General features: G+C 36.5%; 12 protein-coding genes. 10 read left to right on the plus strand and 2 right to left on the minus strand.

All coding sequences use genetic code 11. The annotated features are described in order from the left end of the window. The first annotated feature begins 96 nt into the window (after positions 1-96). From DBK98_RS12130 to DBK98_RS12155, 6 genes are all read left to right on the plus strand, one after another. Positions 97-1,014: a dihydrodipicolinate synthase family protein gene (locus tag DBK98_RS12130; protein ID WP_005776494.1), complete on the plus strand. Its 918-nt coding sequence runs from the start codon at positions 97-99 to the stop codon at positions 1,012-1,014. Between the two features lie 23 nt (positions 1,015-1,037). After that, positions 1,038-2,222 (plus strand): AGE family epimerase/isomerase, encoded by a 1,185-nt coding sequence (locus DBK98_RS12135; RefSeq protein WP_005776495.1) that lies wholly within the window; start codon positions 1,038-1,040, stop codon positions 2,220-2,222. 15 nt (positions 2,223-2,237) lie between these two features. After that, the gene (locus DBK98_RS12140) at positions 2,238-3,476 is read left to right on the plus strand and encodes an MFS transporter (RefSeq protein ID WP_005776496.1); all 1,239 of its coding nucleotides are present in this window, start codon (positions 2,238-2,240) and stop codon (positions 3,474-3,476) included. Between the two features lie 12 nt (positions 3,477-3,488). Then, positions 3,489-3,935 (plus strand): YhcH/YjgK/YiaL family protein, encoded by a 447-nt coding sequence (locus tag DBK98_RS12145; RefSeq protein ID WP_005776497.1) that lies wholly within the window; start codon positions 3,489-3,491, stop codon positions 3,933-3,935. Positions 3,936-4,394: 459 nt separating this feature from the next. Next, positions 4,395-7,682 (plus strand): TonB-dependent receptor, encoded by a 3,288-nt coding sequence (locus DBK98_RS12150; RefSeq protein WP_032536314.1) that lies wholly within the window; start codon positions 4,395-4,397, stop codon positions 7,680-7,682. A gap of 26 nt (positions 7,683-7,708) precedes the next feature. Beyond that, a complete protein-coding gene (locus DBK98_RS12155; RefSeq protein ID WP_005809011.1) occupies positions 7,709-9,346 on the plus strand; it encodes a RagB/SusD family nutrient uptake outer membrane protein in 1,638 nt (545 codons plus the stop codon). Positions 9,347-9,701: 355 nt separating this feature from the next. Here the strand turns inward: DBK98_RS12155 and DBK98_RS12160 are convergent, their stop codons facing one another. Beyond that, on the minus strand, positions 9,702-10,952 hold the full coding sequence (locus tag DBK98_RS12160; protein WP_032536313.1) for an alpha/beta hydrolase family protein: 1,251 nt from the start codon (positions 10,950-10,952) through the stop codon (positions 9,702-9,704). A gap of 742 nt (positions 10,953-11,694) precedes the next feature. Beyond that, entirely contained in the window at positions 11,695-13,017 is a 1,323-nt protein-coding gene (locus DBK98_RS12165; protein ID WP_005809009.1) for an ATP-binding protein, read from the minus strand. 478 nt (positions 13,018-13,495) lie between these two features. On the opposite strand from DBK98_RS12165, the gene DBK98_RS12170 reads away from it, so the two are divergent. The 4 genes from DBK98_RS12170 (at position 13,496) to DBK98_RS12185 (ending at position 23,868) form a co-directional block, all read left to right on the plus strand. Further along, entirely contained in the window at positions 13,496-16,825 is a 3,330-nt protein-coding gene (locus DBK98_RS12170) for a TonB-dependent receptor (protein WP_032536312.1), read from the plus strand. A gap of 21 nt (positions 16,826-16,846) precedes the next feature. Beyond that, positions 16,847-18,415, plus strand: a complete 1,569-nt coding sequence (locus tag DBK98_RS12175; RefSeq protein ID WP_032536311.1) for a RagB/SusD family nutrient uptake outer membrane protein — start codon at positions 16,847-16,849, stop codon at positions 18,413-18,415. A gap of 561 nt (positions 18,416-18,976) precedes the next feature. After that, positions 18,977-22,228: a TonB-dependent receptor gene (locus DBK98_RS12180; RefSeq protein ID WP_033572622.1), complete on the plus strand. Its 3,252-nt coding sequence runs from the start codon at positions 18,977-18,979 to the stop codon at positions 22,226-22,228. A 20-nt stretch (positions 22,229-22,248) separates the two neighbouring features. Continuing rightward, the gene (locus DBK98_RS12185) at positions 22,249-23,868 is read left to right on the plus strand and encodes a RagB/SusD family nutrient uptake outer membrane protein (RefSeq protein ID WP_033572623.1); all 1,620 of its coding nucleotides are present in this window, start codon (positions 22,249-22,251) and stop codon (positions 23,866-23,868) included. The last annotated feature ends 134 nt before the right edge of the window (positions 23,869-24,002 follow it).

Here is a 24,002-nt window from a genome sequence, read left to right on the forward strand (position 1 = left end):
GTACCGATATGCTAAGGATATTACGAGTGTATTATGAAAAACTAGTTCCTAATCCATATTAAAATTCTATATCATTAATATAAAAACGAAATTATCATGGAAAAGATTATTGGATTGATCAATGCTCCTTTTACTCCGTTTTATGAAAATGGAGAAGTAAATTATGAACCCATTGAAGCATATGCTAAGATGTTAGTAAAGAACGGTCTGCAAGGTGTATTCATTAATGGATCTTCTGGTGAAGGATATATGTTAACCGATGAAGAACGTATGAAACTCGCCGAACGTTGGGTAGAAGTTTCACCGGAAGGATTTAAGGTAATTGTACATGTAGGTAGTTGCTGTGTAAAGTCAAGTCGTAAGCTTGCCGAACATGCTCAGAAAATCGGTGCATGGGGAATTGGCGCTATGGCTCCTCCTTTTCCGAAAGTGGGTCGTGTCGAAGAACTCGTGAAATACTGTGAAGAAATAGCCTGTGGCGCTCCAAATCTTCCATTCTATTATTATCATATTCCTGCATTTAATGGAGCATTCTTATCAATGGTTTCATTTCTGGAGGCAGTAGATGGACGTATTCCGAATTTTGCGGGAATTAAATATACTTTTGAGAGTATGTATGAATACAATCAGTGCCGCTTGTATAAAGGAGGTAAATTTGATATGCTGCATGGGCAAGATGAAACCATTCTTCCATGTCTGGCTATGGGTGGTGCTCAAGGCGGCATTGGAGGAACTACCAATTATAATGGTGTAAATCTGGTTGGTATTATAGAAGCATGGAAAGCCGGAGATCTTGATAAAGCGCGCGAATTACAGAATTTCTCTCAGGAAGTTATTAATGTAATCTGTCATTTCCGAGGAAATATTGTAGGTGGAAAGCGGATTATGAAATTGATAGGATTGGATTTAGGTAAGAATCGTACTCCTTTCCAGAATATGACAGATGATGAAGAAATACGTATGAAAGCTGAGTTAGAGGCTATTCATTTCTTTGATCGTTGCAATAAGTTTTAAGATAAACTAATACTGCAATTGCTATGAATACTACAGAATATCTACAGACATGGTCTGACTCTTATAAAAATGACATGATAAGCAATATCATGCCCTTTTGGATGAAATATGGTTGGGATCGCAAAAACGGAGGTGTTTATACCTGCGTAGACCGAGATGGCCAGCTGATGGATACAACCAAATCTGTTTGGTTCCAAGGGAGATTTGCTTTTACATGTTCATATGCATATAATCACATTGAACATAATTCAGAATGGCTGGAAGCTGCGAAAAGTACCCTTGATTTTATTGAAGCACATTGTTTCGATACAGATGGGCGTATGTTTTTTGAAGTGACTGAAACGGGTTTGCCTATTCGTAAACGTCGTTATGTTTTCTCTGAAACATTTGCTGCTATTGCGATGTCGGAATATGCTATCGCATCGGGCGATCATAATTACGCTGTTAAAGCCTTGAAACTGTTCAATGATATCCGGCGCTTTCTTTCTACTCCTGGAATTCTGGAACCGAAATATTGTGAACGCGTACAGATGAAAGGACACTCTATTATTATGATTCTTATTAATGTAGCTTCACGTATTCGTGCTGCTATTAATGATCCGGTTCTTGATCAACAAATAGAGGAATCTATAGCCATTTTGCGTAAAGACTTCATGCATCCGGAGTTTAAAGCTTTGCTTGAAACAGTAGGTCCCAATGGAGAATTTATTGATACAAATGCTACTCGTACCATTAATCCTGGGCATTGTATCGAGACTTCGTGGTTTATTCTTGAAGAAGCTAAGAGTCGTAATTGGGATAAAGAGATGGTCGATACAGCGCTTACGATTCTTGATTGGTCCTGGGAATGGGGTTGGGATAAGGAATTTGGAGGTATTATAAACTTCCGTGACTGTCGAAACCTGCCTTCGCAAGATTACGCACATGATATGAAGTTCTGGTGGCCACAGACAGAAGCCATTATTGCAACATTATATGCATATCAAGCTACTAAAGATGAGAAATATTTGGCTATGCATAAACAAATCAGTGATTGGACTTATGCCCATTTCCCTGATCCGGAATTTGGTGAATGGTACGGTTATCTTCATCGTGACGGAACAATTTCTCAGCCTGCAAAAGGAAATTTGTTTAAGGGACCATTCCACATCCCTAGAATGATGACGAAAGGCTATGCACTTTGTCAGGAATTGCTGTCAGAAAAATAATCTCTTATTTATATCATGAAAAACTCAAAAATTTATCCTTGGATAGTGGTTGCCCTCCTATGGGGGGTAGCCCTACTCAATTATATGGACCGACAAATGCTTAGCACGATGAAAGATGCTATGCAAGTAGATATTGTAGAACTTCAGTCGGCAACTAATTTTGGCCGTTTAATGGCCGTTTTCCTTTGGATTTATGGTCTTATGAGCCCAATTTCTGGTATGATTGCCGATAGACTGAATCGTAAATGGTTGATTGTTGGCAGTCTTTTTGTTTGGTCTTTTGTGACCTATTTAATGGGAGTTGCAGAAACATTTAATCAAGTCTTTTGGTTACGTGCATTGATGGGAGTGAGCGAAGCTCTTTATATTCCGGCCGGCCTTTCTTTAATTGCTGATTATCATGGTGAAAAATCACGTTCTTTGGCGGTTGGTATTCACATGACCGGACTTTATACCGGACAGGCTATTGGTGGCTTTGGCGCTACGGTTGCGGCTGCTTTCTCTTGGCATACTACTTTTCATTGGTTTGGTATTATTGGTATTGCATATGCCTTTGTTTTGGTATTATTTTTAAGAGATAAAAAAGAGCATGTTAAAGTAGAACGTCCGGAACCTTCATCCAAGAATGGCGAGAAAGCAGGTTTGTTTAAAGGCTTATCATTACTATTCAGTAATATAGCTTTCTGGGTTATATTGCTTTATTTTGCGGCTCCTAGTTTGCCGGGATGGGCTACTAAAAATTGGCTTCCAACTTTGTTTGCTGAAAACCTTGATATTCCAATGTCACAGGCAGGACCTATGTCGACTATAACAATTGCACTATCTTCATTTATTGGTGTAATTTTAGGTGGTACTCTTTCTGATAAATGGGTACAAAAAAATATTCGTGGGCGTGTATATACCGGTGCAATTGGTTTGGGATTGACGATTCCCTCTTTGTTATTATTGGGATTTGGGCATAGTTTTGTTGCTGTTGTTGGGGCTGGGTTGTTATTCGGTATCGGCTATGGTATTTTTGATGCTAATAATATGCCTATTCTTTGTCAGTTCGTTTCTTCTAAATATCGTGCAACAGCATATGGCATCATGAATATGACAGGAGTATTTGCAGGAGCATTTATCACAGATTTGCTGGGTAAGTGGACCGATGGTGGAAATTTAGGTTTAGGTTTTGCCATGTTGGCTATCATTGTATTTATAGCACTGGCAGTACAACTCTACTTCCTGCGTCCGAAAACAGATAATATGGAATAAAAATAAAAGGAAATGATTGTATCTAATTTACAGAACAGCCAAAGGGTAGAAGGACTTCACCCACTGTTTAAAACTCTGTTTGATTACGTAAAAACACATGATTTACTTCATGCCGAATTAGGACGAATTGAGATAGATGGTGATAACTTATTTATTAATAATGTGAATCCTGAGTGTGTTACACGCGATAAACAAGTTTTGGAGTTACATCGCGATTACATTGATGTACATATTTTGTTGGAAGGAACAGAGACTATAGGCTGGAAAGCTATTGAAGATCTAAAGAGTGAAATGAAACCTTATGCGGCAGAAGGGGATTGTGCTCTTTACTCTGATGTGCCTACTACATTCGTTGATTTGCTCCCGGGACAATTCATGATTGTATATCCGGAGGATCCCCATGCTCCCCTTATCGGACAAGGTAAGATTCGTAAACTTATAGCAAAAGTTAAATTGTAGTTTGTTAAACGCATAATAAAAAAAACGTCTGGATTGTTAATATTAATAATCCAGGCGTTTTTTATTATAGAGCTGTTATGTAAATTTCTATCATCATTGATTTGATAGATGTTTATTTTTTCTATGCAAATGGGAGAGGAGAGAGTTTCTTATTATAAGATTCTCTCTCCTCTATTTATATATTGCTTATAATCAGTGTTATTATGTTCTATATAAGGTAAATGTCTTTTTAGAGAGAATGACTATTATGATACTGTCTTTTAATAGACTAAATATATGCATTATGTATTTGCATCTAATTTATAAATGTGATTATAAATAATTGATTAATAGTAATATAATGTTTCTCCCTATTTAATGCTTTGAGAGTAATAATGTGCTGGGGTTCCGATAGAACTTAGTAAACAGTTTTAAAAACACATATAAACATCTTTATTATTAACTCAAAAAGCAATACTTATGAAGAAAACCATCTTCTTGATTTTGTGCTTGTTATGTTCCATCGGAGCCATAGCGCAAAAGAAATCAATCACAGGTGTGGTTACAGATGCTACCGGTGAAACAGTCATCGGAGCAAGTGTTGTCGAGGTCGGTACCACCAATGGTGTAATAACTAACCTTGACGGCAAGTTTACGTTAATGGTCGATCCCAATGGAAAGATCAAAGTATCTTATGTTGGTTATCAGCCTCAAGTAATCGACGTAAAAGGCAAAAATTCTTTTAATATTAAGTTGAAGGAAGACTCTGAAATGCTGGATGAAGTGGTTGTTACCGGTTATGGTGGTAAACAGCTACGTACGAAGGTTACGAACTCTATTTCAAAAGTAAAAGAAGAATCGTTAAAAGTCGGTTTATTCTCTAATCCTGCACAGGCATTATCTGGAGCTGTTGCAGGTTTGAAGGTAACACAAGCTTCAGGTAGTCCGGGAGCAACTCCAACAATTGTATTGCGTGGTGGTACCAATCTTGACGGAACAGGATCTCCGTTGGTTATGATTGATGGTCAGCTTCGAGATGGTTTGAATGATATTAATCCTGAGGATATTGAATCAATGGAAGTCTTAAAGGATGCAGGTGCTACCGCTTTGTATGGTGCACGTGCCAGTAATGGTGTTATATTGGTTACAACTAAAAATGGTAAAGCCGGTCATCGTGAAATAAACTTTAAAGCAAAATTAGGTCTTAACTATGTGAATAATCCATATGAATTCTTGGGAGGTGAGGATTATATCAACGTTTTGCGTACTACCTATGCTAAATCTGGCTATAAATGTTCTGATGGTGAATACGTGTCAATTGCTCCATTGGCTAATCTAACAGGTGCCTCGCCTTTTGGTACAGGGAATGTATTAGGTAAATCTGCTTGGAATATTATGGGAAAAACAGCAGATAATGCTTACTTGCTGCAGAAAGGCTGGAAGGAAATGGTTGATCCATTGGATCCTTCAAATATGATTATTTACAAAGATATTAATCCTGCCGATTATAATTTAAATAATCCTTCTTTCTCACAAGATTATAACATTAATATGTCAGGAGGAAATGATCGGGGAAATTATTATGCCGGTCTGGGGTATAACCGTCAGGAAGGTCTTCCAATCAGTACTTTCTATGAACGTTATAGTTTTGTATTAAATGCTAACTATAAAATAACAGATTGGCTGACAAGTACTTCCAATTTCAACTATAATCGAGCCAACTGGAAAAACATGCCGGGATCAAATGGAAGTGAAGGAAATTATTTTGGTCGTATCATGTCAACTCCTCCTACGGCTCGTTTTGAAGACGAAGATGGAAATCCGACTTTAGGTCCTAACGTTGCTGATGGAAATCAGGCTTTTCAACCTGAAAAATGGCAAAATTTTAATCAAACAGATAAATTTACCATGATTCAAGGATTTCAGATTGATATCATGAAGGGGTTGTTTATCAAAGGTACAGCAAACTGGTATTATTCAGAAGGCTTATATGAATCTTTCACTAAAGATTATATGGATAATATGTTGACTGAACACTACACTAAAACTCGCGAAAGTACCGCCAAGTTTGAACGTAACTTTGCGCAAACGTATAATGCAGTCCTGAACTTTACTCATACTTTTGCCAAAGATCATAATGTTAATTTAATGTTAGGTATGGAATATTATGATAACTACAAACGTGGATTTGAAGCAAAAGGAAGTGGTGCACCGACAGACGATTTCTCTGATCTGAGTTTAACAGATAAAGGAGAGGGAAAACGTACTATTAATTCCTGGCATGAACAATATCGTATTCTTTCATATTTCGGCCGTCTAAATTATGACTATAAGAGTAAATATCTTCTATCCGCAGTATTCCGTCAAGACGGTTATTCTTCTCTATTAGGTGATAACCGTTGGGGATTTTTCCCAGGTGTATCTGCCGGTTGGATTTTCGGTCAGGAGAATTTTATAAAAGATGCCATTCCGTTCTTGTCATTTGGTAAACTGCGTGCTAGTTATGGCGTTAATGGTAATGCTTCAGGCATTGGTGCCTACACTTTACAAGGTTCTTATAATACAGCAGTATATAATGGAAATACAGGTTTTCTAATTGGAACTTTACCTAATCCGGGATTGAGATGGGAAAAAACAAAAACAGCTGAAGTTGGTATGGATCTGAGTTTCTTTGAAAACCGTTTGAATGCAAACTTTACCTATTATAATCGTTTGACATCTGATAAGTATGCAGATTTCAGTTTACCATCAACAACCGGTTTTTCCTCTATCAAAAATAACAATGGAAAATTCCGAAACAGTGGTATTGAAATTGAACTATCTGGAAAAATTCTGAAAACAAAAGATTGGAGTTGGGAAGCATCCGCAAATATCTCATTTAATAAGAATAAAGTAGTTGCATTACCAGAAAACGGTCTGGAACTCAATCGTCAAGGTGGACAACAAATCTATACAGGAGAAAAGTTCACTAATGAAAAAGGTGAAATAGAGTATGCAAAAAAATGGGTTGGCGGCTATCAGGAAGGGAAAGAGCCGGGAGTAATGGTCGTTTATAAATCAGAAGGAATTTATCGTAGTTGGGATGAGATTCCCGGGGACTTGGTTATTACCTCCGGTAATTATTTTGGTAAAAAAATGTATGGTCCTGAAGCATGGAAAAAACTAACCAAAGAACAACAAAAAAGTGCTTTGCCTATTATGCCGGGTGACATGAAATGGAAAGATATTAATGAAGATGGAATCATTGACTCTTATGATCAAGTCGTAGCAGGTAATACAACTCCCCACTGGATCGGTGGCTTCAACACTACTTTACGCTGGAAAAATTTCCAACTTTATGGTCGTTTTGACTTTGCTTTGGACTATTGGATCTATGACCACACTTTACCTGAGATATTCTTAGCTTGTGCTCAAGGTACTTATAATACAACTAAAGAGGTATTCAATACTTGGTCAGAAGAGAATCCTAATGCAAAATATCCCCGTTATGCATATGCAGACGTCTTAACGAATGCTAATTATGCACGAAATTCAACTATGTTTGCTTACAAGGGAAACTATTTAGCTATCAGGGAAATTTCTTTGAGTTATTCACTTCCTAAAGCATGGGCAAACAAAGCATATTGCCAAAAAGTAGATGTGTCAATCACCGGTCAAAATCTGGGATATATAACTTCTGCCAATGTAGCAACACCTGAGGTTTCTAATGCGGGTTCAGGCTATGCATTGCCGAGAACTCTCTTATTTGGACTTAATGTAACATTTTAAGTAATTAATTACTAAATAGAATAAATATGAAAAGAATAAAATCTACAATATTATATAGCCTACTGGCAGCTTCTTCCGGAGTACTTTGTACTTCTTGTGCCGATAAATTAGATCTTTCCCCGATTGATTACTATGGGAGTGGTTCATATTGGAAAACAGAAGCACACGTAATAGGATATATGGATGGTATACATAAGCATTTACGTGATGCGGCCTTTCAGCATACTTTTATTTGGGGAGAAGCCCGTGGTGGTGCTTTAATAAGTTCCGGTACTAGTGCCGATGGCATGGGTATGTTATATGGTGACATAAAATTACAGAATTTTGACGAAGACCATACTGGAGGCATTAATAAATTTGGTGATATTTTTGGGCGGTTGACTAATATAAACCTCTTTATCGCCAGAGTAACGGATGCCACCTATATGGACGATACCAAAAAAGGATATTACCTTGGACAAGCTTATGGTTTAAGAGCCTTTTACTATTTCGATTTGTATCGCACTTATGGTGGTGTACCTTTACGTCTCTCTGCAGATGTAGTAGAAGGAGTTATTGACCCCAATAAACTATACATGGCGCGTGCTACTCCCAAAGAAGTCATGGATCAAATAAAAAAAGACTTGGATAAATCCATGGAGTATTTTGGTGATAATAACTCATTTGATCCAAATAATCGTGGAAATAAAAAGGGATATTGGTCCAAAGCCGCTACTGAGTGCTTGATGGGTGAGGTTTATCTTTGGATTTCCAAGGTATCTACTGGAGATGATTCTGCGAATGAATCGAATCTGGGAATAGCAAAAACACATTTGCAAAACGTCTTGAGCAATTATGGACTGAAAATGTTAGATGACTTTTCATCAGTATTCGATGCCAAAAATGGAAAAGGGAATTCTGAAATCATATTTGCAGTTAGATATGCAGAAGGTGAGGCCACTAATAACAATAATTTGTTCACCTATGCAATGGCTACTGGAAGTACTAAAGATAATTATTTAGCTAATGGTGAAAAATTTCTTGATGCATTGAATATTGCCAATACAGGTAGTCAGCAGTTGGAATATAAACATGAAATTTATAATAGTTTTGATGTAACAGATACGCGGCGTGAAGCTACATTTATTGCTTCGTATAATAAAAATGTTGAGACAAATGAGCTGACCTTAAGAGGAACGCATGTTCGTAAAAACATTGGTTATGTGAATGCTCAGGGAAGCCGTATCTATTGTGGTGATTATATTATTTATCGCTTGCCACTTGTCTATTTAATGCTTGCCGAAATTGAGAATATGCAAGGAGGAAATGTTGCTCAATATATTAATATTGTTCGTAAACGTGCTTATGGCACTAATTGGAATGAGGCAATATACGGATATAAAAACTCTGATTATACAACAAATGAATTAGCGATTCTTCATGAAAAAGATAAAGAGTTCATTCAAGAGGGACAGCGTTGGTGGGATATTCGTCGCATGACATTGACTAAAGGAGGAAAACATCTCGTTTTTTGTAAAGAGGGAAGCATTGGAACAGATACGCCTACTTTAGACGAAACAACTGAGGCTCATAAAGTGCTTTGGCCGGTTGACAAAACCTTATTGGGTAATGATCCTTTGATTTATCAAACTCCGGGGTATGCTACTTATAAAAAACAAGAATAGGTATTATTAAATACGATTAATCTTAATTGCCAACATGCCGTGTACTTTGTTTAGTATACGGCATGTCTTTTGTCCGTCCATTAAGACGAGACAGAGCTCGATAACTATCTATCTGCATAAAGGTAGATTCCGTTTATCCGTCCTCTGATTTGAATAATGACAAACTGAAACAGGCGAAATATCCCACTTTGGTGGAGTATTACAGTAAATTGTATCATAGATAAAGAATCGCCATGTACCGAACAGTATACATGGTGATATGAGAGGGCGGATAACAAAATTCTTTTCTTCCTGTTTTTGTTTTCCGTCTCCTCAATTAAAATTGATTGTTTATTTAGGTTTCAATTACTACATTTCATCTTTCTTCCAATAATTCTCTCAACCATGGTACAACCAGTTCTGATTTAAAATAATGATTGGGACCATCTACATTTACCATTCGAAAATATTCATTACGATCCAGTCCTTCAGGTAAGTGTTTTACATTTTTTCGTGTATTTGGATCTGCGAATTTCTTATAATGATATACTTTCACGTTATCGGGAGCGTCTGCTATAGCATACGCTTTTCTTACAAGATTCAAGTCTCTATCTAATCCCCCTTCAGTCAGTATGATAGGACGGGGTGCCAAAGCTGCTACAATGTCTGGAAAATTGAAATTTTTCCAAAAATCAGGTATTAAATGACGTATGGAATTAGGGAATGGACGGCGTCCGTTTTTATCAGGCATAGTTATCACTTCCGCCCGTTCTTGAGTTTGACATAAGAAATCATTGTAAACAAAAGCATAAATTGAAGTATCAAGCGTACCCAATACCATCATAGGTTCGGTTCCCAAAGAAAATCCACTTACTACAATGCGATCTTTACGAATATGATCCTGGGTCTTCATCCAGTTTAAAACCTGCATATCCAAATATGAAGCGTATCCCAAATAGCTCCATCCCAATTCTAAAAGATGGCGAGATACAACATCGTAATCATAATTAGAGCCCAAAGTATATCTCTCCAGGTCTGAGGCTTCTCCGGCAGCCGGGTTATCTACTGCTACCGCTATATATCCTTCTTTTACAAAGTTGAGGGCTTGGGTCAGTTTCGGATCTTTGTACCGGTCGTCCAATTGGGGAGTTATCCCCGGTTCACCTGCAAGTCCCTCCTTATTTCCTCCGGAACCGGGAATACATAAAATGGCAGGTACGGGTTTATTTATATTATCAGGTATTAAAACAAGAAAAGTAGAAACGCATTCAGGAAGCGGATAAAATTCCCATTTTTCTAATCGATAACCTTCCCGCTGTTCTCTTTTTATACAAACAGGAGCAGGAGAATTTTTTATTTGAGGAAATTTCATTATTTCTTCCATCGCATGGCGAAGTCCTTTTTGCCATTTTCGAAATTGTTTGGGAGAGAAGTCATCATGAAAAGCATAACATGGCTTAGTATTTCTGAGCATAGCGTGCACTACACCATAAGAGCTTAAAAATCGCCCGTCCTCACGTGCAGACGTGATTAAATTATGATCCTTAGGAGACCAGCCATCGGACTGAGCATATAGGCTGCCATTAAAAAATAGTGATATTCCAATTATTAAAAAAATATTTTTCATGTGATTTAAATTTTATAGATTTTACAAATATAGTTTTATTTTTTGATATGCTCCTTTTAATTGCTGAAATATACAATTGGACATATAGTAAGTGACAGTATAAGATATGATGCAAAAAGATAGTATTTTATTTGTTTGAGAATCCTGTAATATTATCTCCTATCCTACAAATAGAAGATAATATGAATAAATTGAGGAATAATATACTGTATTGGCAAAAGTAATGTATATAAATTCATTACTGCTACCGGAAGATATTAACTGGCTAAAATCAGAATGTTAACTTTGTGTTTTCAAGAAGTTAACTTCGTACAGATACGAAATTAATTTCTTGAAAACAAGTTGTTAGTTCTCTGTCAACAGACGGTCTAAATCACTGCTAAGAGTGTGAAAATAATCTTTTATATGTTCTATTTGACAATGAAATTAAGAAAAAAGAAATATGTGGCTATGTTCCTTTTTTGAAATATCTCTATGCAAAAGTAAATCGTAAGTCGGTAAAAATATGCTTTTTGATCGTAGAATCGTGATTTCACTTTTCCTTTGATTTGATAAAACGGTTCAGATTTTGTTTTTTCTATTCTGGTTCCTCTCATCCCTCTGATTAGCACGATGTAGAGACATCAAGAAATACAAAATGTCAGATCTGTACCAATATATCAAATTGATAAAAGGGGTATTCAAAAAACAGGCTGCTCCATAGCGAGATACTTTTATCATTTTACTAATGAACATTTATCTACTACATATCCTCTAATGATAAACAGACTGTATTTATTTGGTATTTAGCCAAAACTTTATTCTCTAAGTGCTCCACTTTCTTTTGGAAAAGTTCTGGCTTGAAATTCTTTTTTTGACGTTTGACTTCTGCTACAATTGCACTTTTGTTATCTAAATAAATAGCTACAATGTCAATTTCGTTTTGATTGCCTTTGGGCTCCCACCACGAACCAATAAGACGGAACTCATAACTTTCAGCATATTTTTGCTTAAAATACTGTTCCAGGATTTTTCCTGAATATGTCGGATAGTCAGCTTTTATTAATTTTCGTAAGCCAACGAAGTTTTTTATTTCAATGAGTGAACGATTTCTATCGAAATAATTAAACCAGAAATGAATAAAGTTATCGCATATTTCATATCTGACAGTTTGAGAACCCTCTTTAGAAAAGACAGGACGTTGGCGTACTACTATGTTATAGTCTTCAATTAATCGCTTTAGATAACCGCCCAGACTCTTTTCGCCAAGTAGTGCTTCTATTTCCGTCTGAGTATTATATCCGCCAGAGATGGCGCTCAGGATTGAGAAGTAAGTACCGTAATTCTTGCCGAATTCCTCTATTAATAGATTTTTTCCTTCATCTGTAAAGGGGGAGTTGTCTCTGACCATAAAATCGATCATTTCATCAACGGTTAACACTCTGTTATCACAAAATAATTCGACGTATTTAGGAACTCCACCAGAAAATGAGTATAATGCCAATAAATCATCATTTGTATATTGGGGATGATAGTCTTTCATGATCTTCTTTAATACATTCAGACTGAAAGCAGAAAGTTTTATAATGTTGTCAGCACGGCCAAAAAGCGGCTCCTTTTCACTATGAAAAATCTTTTCCATTAAAGAATAAATAGAGCCACTCACAACGAAATTCATGTGGGTTTTTTGTCTATACTGATCCCAGATATCTTGTATATCACTATAAATTGACTTATTGATATTGTAGAATTCTTGGAACTCATCTATAACCAAATTGAATGATTGTCTGGTAGCAGTTTCCATAATATACCGAAAGAGGGATTTGAAAGTCGATATTTCTTCTGGTACATAAATATCAAGTGCCTGGGAAACTAAGGTTATGAATTCCCGACATAGAGATGCTTCATTTTTTCTCCCCACAAACAAATAGATAGTAGGAGTTTTTTCAAAGGCTCTCATAATAAGACTTGTCTTACCTATCCTTCTTCTTCCGGTAACTACTGTCAGACGAGAGTTCTCTCCAAAAGATAATTCTTGTATCCTTTGTAATTCAGCCAATTCATTCTCCCTATTGTAAAACTTCATATTCTTTGTTTATTTAGTCCTTACTTTGTAACGGGCGTTACTGTAACCGCGGTTACAAAGATAACTCTATTTCTATTATTTCAAGTACAATGTTTCATAAGATTTCTCTGACGCTTTGTATAATAATGTTAATAGCTAATTGTGTTCTTTTCGATATGCCAATTTATATATGTCAACTATTTTAAACTAACGTCTTGTCTATTATGATATAAGTTAATTATGAAGATTATATTTATAATATAACCTTATTTGTTTGTCATTTATACCCTTATGCTACCGCTAATATTTATAAATAATGGGTCTATTTTTTTCTTTTTTATAATTATGTGAATTATTTAAATTGCTGTATGTTAGCTGTTTATTAAATGTGCTTATTATTCCATTTCTCCACATTTGGGTTACCGTCCCGATAGAACTTAGCAAACAGTTTTAAAAACACATATAAACATCTTTATTATTAACTCAAAAAGCAATACTTATGAAGAAAACCATCTTCTTGATTTTGTGCTTGTTATGTTCCATCGGAGCCATGGCGCAAAAGAAATCAATCACAGGCGTGGTTACGGATGCTATCGGTGAAACAGTCATCGGAGCAAGTGTTGTCGAGGTCGGTACCACCAATGGTGTAATAACTAACCTTGACGGCAAGTTTACGTTAATGGTCGATCCCAATGGAAAGATCAAAGTATCTTATGTTGGTTATCAGCCTCAAGTAATCGACATAAAAGGCAAAAATTCTTTTAATATTAAGTTGAAGGAAGACTCTGAAATGCTGGATGAAGTGGTTGTTACCGGTTATGGTGGTAAACAGCTACGTACGAAGGTTACGAACTCTATCGCAAAGGTAAAAGATGATGTTCTACAAAAAGGACTTTTTTCTAATCCGGCACAAGCTTTGTCTGGAGCTGTATCTGGTGTACGTGTTCTTCAAACATCGGGTGACCCAGGAGCGACTCCTACTATAATTTTGCGTGGTGGGACCGATTATAATGGGACAGGGTCTCCCTTGGTATTAGTCGATGGACAAGTTCGTGGTAGCTTGAGTGATATCAATCCTGAAGATATTGAATCAATGGAGGTTCTAAAGGATGCTGGTGCTACTGCTATCTATGGTGCTCGTGCCAATAATGGTGTGATCTTAGTTACTACTAAACGCGGTAAAGAAGGAAAAGGCGAAGTTAGTGTAAAAGCTAAAGTCGGTATCAACTATTATAATAGTCCATATGAATTCATGAATGCAGGTGACTATATTTACTGGATGCGTACAGCCTATCAGCGTTCTGGACAAATTTATAAAGACTCTAAAGGCAATTGGGTTGGTACTGCGGATATGAATAGCTTAAATAATGCAACTCCATACGGTACAGGTAATCTTTATTTTGATCCTAGCACTGGGGCCGTGCTTGATGGAAACAAAGACGTACGCGCTGTATGGAGTACGATGAAGTATACTGATGATTTGGCTTTTTTATTGAAACAAGGTTGGCAAACTATGACAGATCCTGTATATGGCGATCAGTTAATATACAAAAATACAGATCCTGCATCATTCAATCTAAATACCCCTTCTCTTTCTCAGGACTATAACATCAGTATTTCTGGTGGTAATGATAAAGGAAACTACTATGCTGGCATCGGATACAACAGTACAGATGGTACAGCTACCGGTAACTGGTATAAACGCTTAACTTTTACATTCAATGCTGATTATAAAATTAAGTCTTGGCTCACATCTAATTCTTCATTCAATTTTGCAGATGCTACTTGGTATGGACTCTCTCCGGGTTCCAGAGGTGAAGTGGAATATTTCAACCGAATGCTTTCATTGCCTCCTTCTTTCCGTGGGTATAATGCTGATGGCGAAATGTTATTGGGGCCTAATTCCTCAGATGGAAATCAAGCATTTAATCTAAGTAAATTTAAGCGTGATAACAATACCGACAAATTTACCATGGTACAATCTTTCGATATAAAATTGATGAAAGGATTGAATTTAAAGCTAACAGCAAACTGGTATTTTGATGAAGCTAAATATGAAGCTTTCAATCAAGACTATCTGTCAAGTCCCAATAATATGAACACATCCCGTTCTACTTCAGCTGAATACGATCGAACACTAAATCAGACTTATAACGCCGTCTTAAATTATGATTACCAGATTACAAAGGATCATTATCTGGCTGCCATGTTAGGTTTCGAATATTATGATGCTTATCAAAAAGGATTTAATGCTTCTGGTTCCGGAGCCCCAACCGATGATTTCGGTGATCTCCAATTTACAAGTAATGAAGAAGGAAAACGTAATATCGATTCATGGCACAGTCGCCAACGCATCATGTCTTTCTTTGGACGTATAAATTATGACTTCCAAAGTAAGTACTTAGTATCACTGGTATTAAGAAAAGATGGATATTCTAAATTAGCAAAAGATAATCGTTGGGGAGTGTTCCCGGGTATTTCTGCAGGATGGGTTTTCGGAAAAGAGAAGTTTATGGAGTCTCTTCAGCAAGTGGTTTCTTTCGCTAAATTGCGTGCAAGTTACGGCTTAAATGGGAATGTAAATAAGGATTGGGTAGGCAACTATACCGTTCAAGGTTCTTATGGCAGCAACAAATATAATGGTAATACAGGATATTTATTGGGTTCTCTTCCTATTCCTTATTTACAGTGGGAAAGGTCACAGACTTTTGAAGTAGGTATGGACTTAAGCTTTCTGGCAAACAAAATTAATGCTAACATGACATATTACAATCGTAAGACAGACGATAAATATGCCACTATTCCTTTGCCATCTTCATCTGGAGTTTCTGGTATAACCTCAAATAATGGAAAATTCCAAAATCAAGGTCTTGAACTGGAATTTGGATTTAAAGTTCTTGAAAAGCGGGATTGGAAATGGGACATCAACTTCAATGCGGCCTATAATATAAATAAAATCCTAGAACTGCCATATAATGGACTCGAGAGAAATCGTCAGAATGCGATGGAAGTATATACAGGCCGTAAATTAGATGATGGAAGTTACGAGAAGATGTGGGTTGGAGGATATCAGGAAGGGCAACGTCCTGGCGATATTTACGCATATAAAGCAGAAGGGCTATATAGAAGTGAATCAGAAATTCCTGGTAATTTGATTGATAAGTCTGTAGGAAATAATGGTTCTAACAATAAAGTTTTATATGGTCCGGAAGCATGGGCTAAATTAACCGATCAAGAAAAAAGTAAAGGTCTCCCTATTCAACCGGGTGATGTAAAATGGAAAGATGTAAATGGTGATGGAGTGATTGATGTATATGACCAAGTGAAAGTCGGCAATACAACACCTAAATGGACGGGTGGTTTCAATACAACTGTATCTTGGAAAGATTTGACATTATCAGCACGTTTTGATTACGCTTTAGGTTTTACAGTTATTGACTGGAGAACTCCTTGGATTATGGGTAACATGCAAGGAACTTACAATACGATTTCAGATACCAAAGACACATGGTCCCCTGAAAATCCAAATGCACAATACCCCACTTACACATGGGCTGATCAGCTAGGAAAACGTAATTATGCACGTAGTAGCTCTATGTTTACATTCAATGGCAATTACTTAGCTCTCCGTGAACTTAGCTTAGCATATAGACTACCTTCACAGTTGGTTAAGAAGGCAGGAATGAGTGATGTTTCCTTCTCTATTACCGGACAAAATCTTGGCTATTTGACAGAAGCTGAACATATATATTCTCCGGAAAATAGTAGCAATAATGGGGGATATCCATTACCACGGACTATTATTTTTGGAGTTAATGTTTCCTTTTAAAAAATTAACATCGTAATAAATATGAAAAAGATAACATCTATTTTATTATTTTTATCTGCGTTACTGTATGTATCATGTGACGCTCTGGACCTTTCGCCGGAAGATTACTATGGTAGTGGTAACTTTTGGACTAAAGAAGCCCAAGTTGAGGGATATATGAATGGTTTGCACAATAATCTGCGGAGTTCCTATACCATGTTCTATGTACTTGGGGAAGCTCGTGGTGGAACATCTCGCTATGGTACATCATCATTAGGTACATCTATGACCTATAGTGATCCTATTAAAAACAATATGCTGACTAAAGATAACACTGGTATTAGCAATTGGTATGATCTATATGGCAGGATTATGCAATTAAACCACTTTATATCAGAGGTTTCTAATGGATGTTCTTTCTTAAGTGAAAGTAAAAGGGGATTTTATTTAGGTCAAGCACATGGTTTAAGAGCACTGTATTATTTTATGTTATATAGAACTTATGGTGGAGTACCTTTGATTACTGATGTAAAAGTACTTGAAGGGGGAAAGATTTCAGCAGATGCTCTCTATACAGAACGTTCTACTCCAGAAACAATACTCAATTTCATTAAGAGTGACCTTGAAGCATCTGAATCTAATTTCGGAAGCAATTTTACCATAAATAGAGCAATGTGGACGAAATATGCAACTTTAATGTTGAAAGCAGAGGTTTACATGTGGTCAGCAAAAGTAACTACAGGTGATCATCAAGCAACAGGGAATAGTGATCTAGCAATTGCTCAATCAGCTCTTCAACCTTTGATTAACCAATTTTCATTATTAAATGATTTTTCAGAGATTTTCTCTAAGAAAGCAAATGATGAAATTATTTTTGCTATTCATTTTAAGGATGGAGAAGCAACCAATTGGGCAGGTCCTTTTATTTATTATGGCAACATATTCGAAGGACAACGTTATGGTCGTGATGGAAAATTGATGCAAGATACTTTGGATTTAAAAGGGACAGTAGGACAATTTCTTCATGAATATAAGAAGGCACTTTGGGATTCATATGATGATGAAGATATACGACGTGACGCTACATTCATGGATCATTATGCCAGTGCAAAGAAAGAGGGATTTGGCATTGCTATGAAAAAGGGAATTGGTTCTATCAATTCTAATAATCAGCGGATATTTGATACAGATATTATTGTATATCGTTATGCTGATGTATTATTAATGATGGCAGAGATAGAAAATGGGCTAAATGGAAAATGTGCATCTTACATTAATGAAGTTCGTAAGCGTGCTTATGCTAAAGATTGGGATCCAAAGAGTTTTGCATACACTGATGGAAGTTACTCTGAAAATGAATTGGCTATCTTACATGAAAGAGACAAGGAGTTTGTTTGGGAAGGAAAACGTTGGTTTGATATAGTACGGATGCATGACGCAAGTGGAAAATCATTAGCTTTTTCTGCTGAAGCTAACTACCCTAATAATGAGACTCCCGATGAGAGAACTTCGTTAATCAAAGAAAGTGAAGCCTATAAATTGTTGTGGCCAATAGATGTCAATACGTTGAACAATGACCCCAAATTGGAACAAACTCCAGGTTATAAATAAGTAAAAGTTGTTAACAATATTCGGGGATGTTTTCTGGATAATATAAATATAAGCCAACTGATGATAAGTCAGTTGGCTTTTTTATTGGAGGTGAATTATAATCATAGTTACATAACAACGACGACTATAAATGTGACATTATTATAATCTAACAACCATTTTAAATATTCTCTTTGGATATTTGTATAAAAATGTTAATAAAGATATTGGATAGCTTGATATATTTCTCTCTTCATCTGTATTTTTTTTTTCATACTTCATTAGATAGGGTTCTTTTATTGTTCTTATGTGTTTCTTATATTGATTTCCTCTCAATTTTAGGGGTTCTACTTTGTTGTTTTATACTATTATGATACCACTACTTTTTCATTAAAAACAGTATTCAATTTTTCCCTTTTTTACATGATTGTATTATTTGTAATTGTTTGTAAATGAGTTTATTGATGTTCTGTTGTGTTATCTTTCTTTCATTCTGTTTCGCCTACCGTCCCGATAGAACTTAGCAAACAGTTTTAAAAACACATATAAACATCTTTATTATTAACTCAAAAAGCAATACTTATGAAGAAAACCATCTTCTTGATTTTGTGCTTGTTATGTTCCATCGGAGCCATGGCGCAAAAGAAATCAATCACAGGCGTGGTTACGGATGCTATCGGTGAAACAGTCATCGGAGCAAGTGTTGTCGAGGTCGGTACCACCAATGGTGTAATAACTAACCTTGACGGCAAGTTTACGTTAATGGTCGATCCCAATGGAAAGATCAAAGTATCTTATGTTGGTTATCAGCCTCAAGTAATCGACGTAAAAGGCAAAAATTCTTTTAATATTAAGTTGAAGGAAGACTCTGAAATGCTGGATGAAGTGGTTGTTACCGGTTATGGTGGTAAACAGCTACGTACGAAGGTTACGAACTCTATTTCAAAAGTTAGTGAGGAATCATTAAAGGTTGGTGTCTTTTCTAATCCGGCACAAGCGCTATCAGGTGCGGTTTCCGGTTTAAAAGTGACACAGAGTTCCGGTAATCCAGGAAGTACACCGACCATTGTACTCCGTGGAGGTACAGAATGGGATGGATCAGGTTCTCCTTTAGTAATGGTCGACGGACAGCTCCGTGACGGTTTAAATGATATCAATCCGGAAGATATCGAATCTATGGAAGTTTTGAAGGATGCAGGTGCTACTGCATTGTATGGTGCACGAGCCAGTAATGGTGTAATATTGATTACAACCAAAACGGGTAAAGCCGGTAAGGCGGAAATTAATCTTAAGGCTAAGGTAGGTATGAACTACATTAATAATCCCTATGATTTTCTAGGAGCTAAGGATTTTATCACAGCTTTACGTACAGCCTATGATACGACACCATGGGCCAGTAAATCATCATTGGATGGTGCCTCCGCTTATGGGACAGGAAATAAATATGGCAGCGATTTGGTTTGGAATTTACTGGTAAAGGACAACGAAAACGAATTTCTATTGAATAAAGGCTGGCAACAAATGCAGGATCCGCTTGATCCTTCAGTGACCCTTCTTTATAAAGATATCAGACCCTCTGATTATAATTTGAATAACCCTTCTCTAACTCAGGATTATAATGTAAATATGTCAGGTGGAAATGATAAAGGAACTTATTATGCTGGTTTAGGGTATAATAAATCAGAAGGACTTCCCATTTCTTCTTTTTATGAGCGTTATAGCTTTATTTTCAATGGCAGTTATAAGTTGGCTGATTGGATTACCGCAAGTTCTAATTTTAATTACAATCGTGCTAATTGGCGTTCTATGCCCGGTTCGCAAGATAATGAAGGGAACTATTTTGGATGTATAATGTCTTTACCCCCTACTGTTCGATATGAAGATGAAGATGGAAATCCTGTTCTCGGTCCTAATCATAGCGATGGAAACCAGTCATATCAGCCTGAAAAATGGCTTGTAGATAACCAAACAGATAAATTTACAATGATCCAATCGTTGGAAATCAGGCCAATGAAGAACCTCGTAATTAAAGGTACCGCCAACTGGTATTATTCGGAAGGTGTCTATGAGAGTTTTACCAAAGATTTCGAAACAGCTCCGGGTAAATTCAATACAACTAGATCTTCTTCTGCCAAATTTGAACGTGACTTCTCTCAAACTTATAATGTGGTACTAAATTATAATAACACATTTGCTCAAAATCATAATATAGATGTCATGTTGGGTTCTGAATACTACGATAAAAAGACAAAAGGATTTAGTGCGGCAGGTTCCGGTGCTCCTACTGACGATTTTGCAGATCTCAACCTGACAGATAACGGGGAAGGGAAGCGCACAATTGATTCATGGCATAGCCAGTATCGCATTCTTTCTTATTTTGGTCGTTTGAATTATGATTATCTGGGGAAATATCTGTTATCAGGGGTGTTCCGTTATGATGGTTATTCTTCGTTGCTTGGGGATAACCGTTGGGGATTTTTCCCGGGAGTATCTGCCGGATGGATTTTTGGCAAAGAAGACTTCATAAAAAATGCCGTTCCTGATTTGTCTTTTGGTAAGTTACGCTTCAGCTATGGTGTGAATGGTAATGCAACAGGTATTGGAGCTTATACTTTACAGGGTTCTTATAATTCTCAAAAATACAATGGTAATGTAGGATATCTGATTGGCTCTCTCCCTAATCCGGGATTAAAATGGGAAAAGACCCGTACAACTGAAGTTGGTATAGACTTAAGCTTCTTTGATAACCGACTGAACGCAAACTTTACTTATTATAACCGTTTAACGATGGATAAATATGCTGATTTGAGCTTGCCTACTACTACCGGTTTTTCATCAGTAAAGAATAATAATGGAGATTTTCGTAACAGTGGTGTTGAGATGGAGCTATCTGGTACAATACTCAAGATAAAAGATTGGACTTGGAAAATGGGAGGTAATATTTCGTATAATAAAAATAAAGTTGTTACCTTACCGAACAATGGTCAGCCAAAGAATCGTATTGGTGGCCAGCAAATTTATACCGGACGTAAAGTTTTAGATGAAGCGGGGAATCAAGTAGATGAAGTAATTTTTGTAGGTGGCAAACAAGAAGGACAGGAACCGGGTATTTTAGTCGGATATAAAGCGGAAGGATTATATAAAGATTGGAAGGATATTCCTGAAGATCTGGTCGTAAAAACAGGAAATTATCAAGGAAAATATCAATATGGTCCGAAAGCGTATGCTGCATTGTCAGATGCAGAAAAAGCGAAAGCTCTTCAGATTGAACCCGGTGATGTAAAATGGAAAGACATTAATAATGATGGTATGATTGATGCTTTTGATCAGATAGTAATAGGGAATACGACTCCTCATTGGTTCGGTGGTTTCAATACTACATTGACATGGAAAGGTTTGACGCTGTATGGACGCTTCGACTTTGCATTGGACTATTGGATTTATGATAATACGACTCCTTGGTTCTTGGGATGTATGCAAGGTGGATATAATACAACAACCGATGTATTCAATACTTGGAGCGAAGAAAATCCTAACGCTAAATATCCAAGATATGTATGGGCCGATCAGTTAGGCACTGCCAATTATTATCGTACCTCTACCATGTTTGCTTATAAAGGTAATTATCTGGCAATCCGTGAGCTCTCTTTGTCTTATTCTTTACCTCAGAATATCGCACGGAAATTTTATTGCCAGAAATTAGATGTATCTGTAACAGGTCAAAACTTAGGATATATTACTTCAGCCAATGTAGCAACTCCGGAAGTTTCAAGTGCCGGTTCTGGATATGCCTTACCGCGTACTTTACTCTTCGGTATTAATGTTACATTTTAATAATTTGAAATATAAGAAATATGAAAACAATAAAATCAATAATTATATCAGGTATGTTACTGGTAATATCTGGTGGCATAATGACTTCATGCAGTGATTTATTGGATTTATCTCCAATTGATTTTTACGGAAGTGGTTCTTATTGGACCACTGAAGCACAAGTTACCGGTTATATGGATGGTCTTCATAAACATCTGCGTGATGTAGCCGAACAACACATTTTCACCTTCGGAGAACTAAGAGGAGGAATCTATAAAAGTGGCAATGCATCTGATGGTAACGCACTATATTATGGCAGTATTATATTGCAGAATTTTGATAAGAACAATACAGGTGTAACCGGTTTTGGAGGTCATTATGGACGTTTGGCTAATATTAATTTATTTATTGACCGTGTGACGAAAGCAGATTATGTAGATGATGCCAAGAAGAAATTTTATTTAGGACAGGCATATGGTTTACGTGCTTTTATCTATTTTGAACTTTATCGTATTTATGGCGGTGTACCTTTGAGATTGGATGTAGAAGTAATTGATGGAGTGCTTGATCCCAATAAATTATATATGGCTCGTGCAACACCTAAAGAAGTAATGACGCAAATCAAGAAAGATTTGGATCTTTCAATGGAGTATTTTGGCAATGTAACAGCTTTTGATCCATATAATCGCGGTAAAAAAGTATATTGGTCCAAAGCAGCTACTGAGTGTTTGATGGGAGAAGTTTATCTATGGACTTCCAAGGTTACTACAGGTGACAACGAGGCTAATATTGCTGATTTGGCAGTAGCAAAACAACATTTACAGAGTGTCATTGATAATTACGGTCTGAGTATGATGGATAATTTTTCAGATGTTTTCGAAGCTAAATCCCATAAAGGCAACAATGAAATAATATTTGCGATTCGTTATCTTGAAGGAGAAGCGACCAATAGAAATGTCAACTATACATACATGAGTCAGGGAGAGATAGATAAAGGAGGTTTTCGTGAAGATGGGACTCCATGGAACGATCCTTTAGGATTAAAGAAAAGTGGTGCTCAATGGTGTGAGTATATTCCTGAACTCTTTCAATTATTTGACGTAGAAGACACTCGTCGTGATGCGACTTTCCTGGCTTCTTATAAAAAAGATAAAGATGGTAATTTAAGTCTTTGGGGAACTCATGTCCAAAAGAATATAGGTTACATAAATTCTGAAGGCAATCGTGTTTTTTGTGGGGATTATGCATTCTATCGTCTACCTTGGGTTTATCTTTCATTAGCCGAAATTGCTAATATGGAAAGTGATAATTCTGGTGTTGAGAAATATATCAACCTGGTTCGTAAACGTGCTTATGCTTCCAATTGGGACGAAAATAAGCATGGGTATAAATCAGGAGATTTCACTCAAAATGAGTTGGCCATATTACATGAAAAAGATAAAGAATTTGTTCAAGAAGGGCAACGTTGGTGGGATGTGTTACGCATGACTCTGACAAAAGGTGGTAAGCATTTAGTATTCTGTAAAGAAGCTAATTTGAAAAATAATGGAGTGCCAATCTTAAATGAAGCGACAGAGAGTCACAAAGTTCTTTGGCCTATTGAACAGAATATGCTTGATAAAGATCCGTCAATAAAGCAAACTCCAGGGTATGAAGAATAACACAATATCTGCATACTTAATATGTTAGTTATATCAAATGTGATTTCTATTAATATTTGATACTCTTTTCTTAGTAATAGTATGTTTTTGCATGCTATTACTAAGAATCTTTTTTATTAGTTTGTATAAATGAA

The sequence above is a fragment of the Bacteroides sp. PHL 2737 genome (assembly GCF_004115325.2).
Taxonomy (GTDB): Bacteria; Bacteroidota; Bacteroidia; order Bacteroidales; family Bacteroidaceae; genus Bacteroides; species Bacteroides hominis.

Coding starts and splice junctions, on each gene's coding strand:
- DBK98_RS12140 (WP_005776496.1), top strand. CDS start 2,238: ATGAAAAACTCAAAAATTTATCCTTGGATAGTGGTTGCCCTCCTATGG.
- DBK98_RS12160 (WP_032536313.1), bottom strand. CDS start 10,952: ATGAAAAATATTTTTTTAATAATTGGAATATCACTATTTTTTAATGGC.
- DBK98_RS12155 (WP_005809011.1), top strand. CDS start 7,709: ATGAAAAGAATAAAATCTACAATATTATATAGCCTACTGGCAGCTTCT.
- DBK98_RS12145 (WP_005776497.1), top strand. CDS start 3,489: ATGATTGTATCTAATTTACAGAACAGCCAAAGGGTAGAAGGACTTCAC.
- DBK98_RS12165 (WP_005809009.1), bottom strand. CDS start 13,017: ATGAAGTTTTACAATAGGGAGAATGAATTGGCTGAATTACAAAGGATA.
- DBK98_RS12185 (WP_033572623.1), top strand. CDS start 22,249: ATGAAAACAATAAAATCAATAATTATATCAGGTATGTTACTGGTAATA.
- DBK98_RS12170 (WP_032536312.1), top strand. CDS start 13,496: ATGAAGAAAACCATCTTCTTGATTTTGTGCTTGTTATGTTCCATCGGA.
- DBK98_RS12150 (WP_032536314.1), top strand. CDS start 4,395: ATGAAGAAAACCATCTTCTTGATTTTGTGCTTGTTATGTTCCATCGGA.
- DBK98_RS12130 (WP_005776494.1), top strand. CDS start 97: ATGGAAAAGATTATTGGATTGATCAATGCTCCTTTTACTCCGTTTTAT.
- DBK98_RS12175 (WP_032536311.1), top strand. CDS start 16,847: ATGAAAAAGATAACATCTATTTTATTATTTTTATCTGCGTTACTGTAT.
- DBK98_RS12135 (WP_005776495.1), top strand. CDS start 1,038: ATGAATACTACAGAATATCTACAGACATGGTCTGACTCTTATAAAAAT.
- DBK98_RS12180 (WP_033572622.1), top strand. CDS start 18,977: ATGAAGAAAACCATCTTCTTGATTTTGTGCTTGTTATGTTCCATCGGA.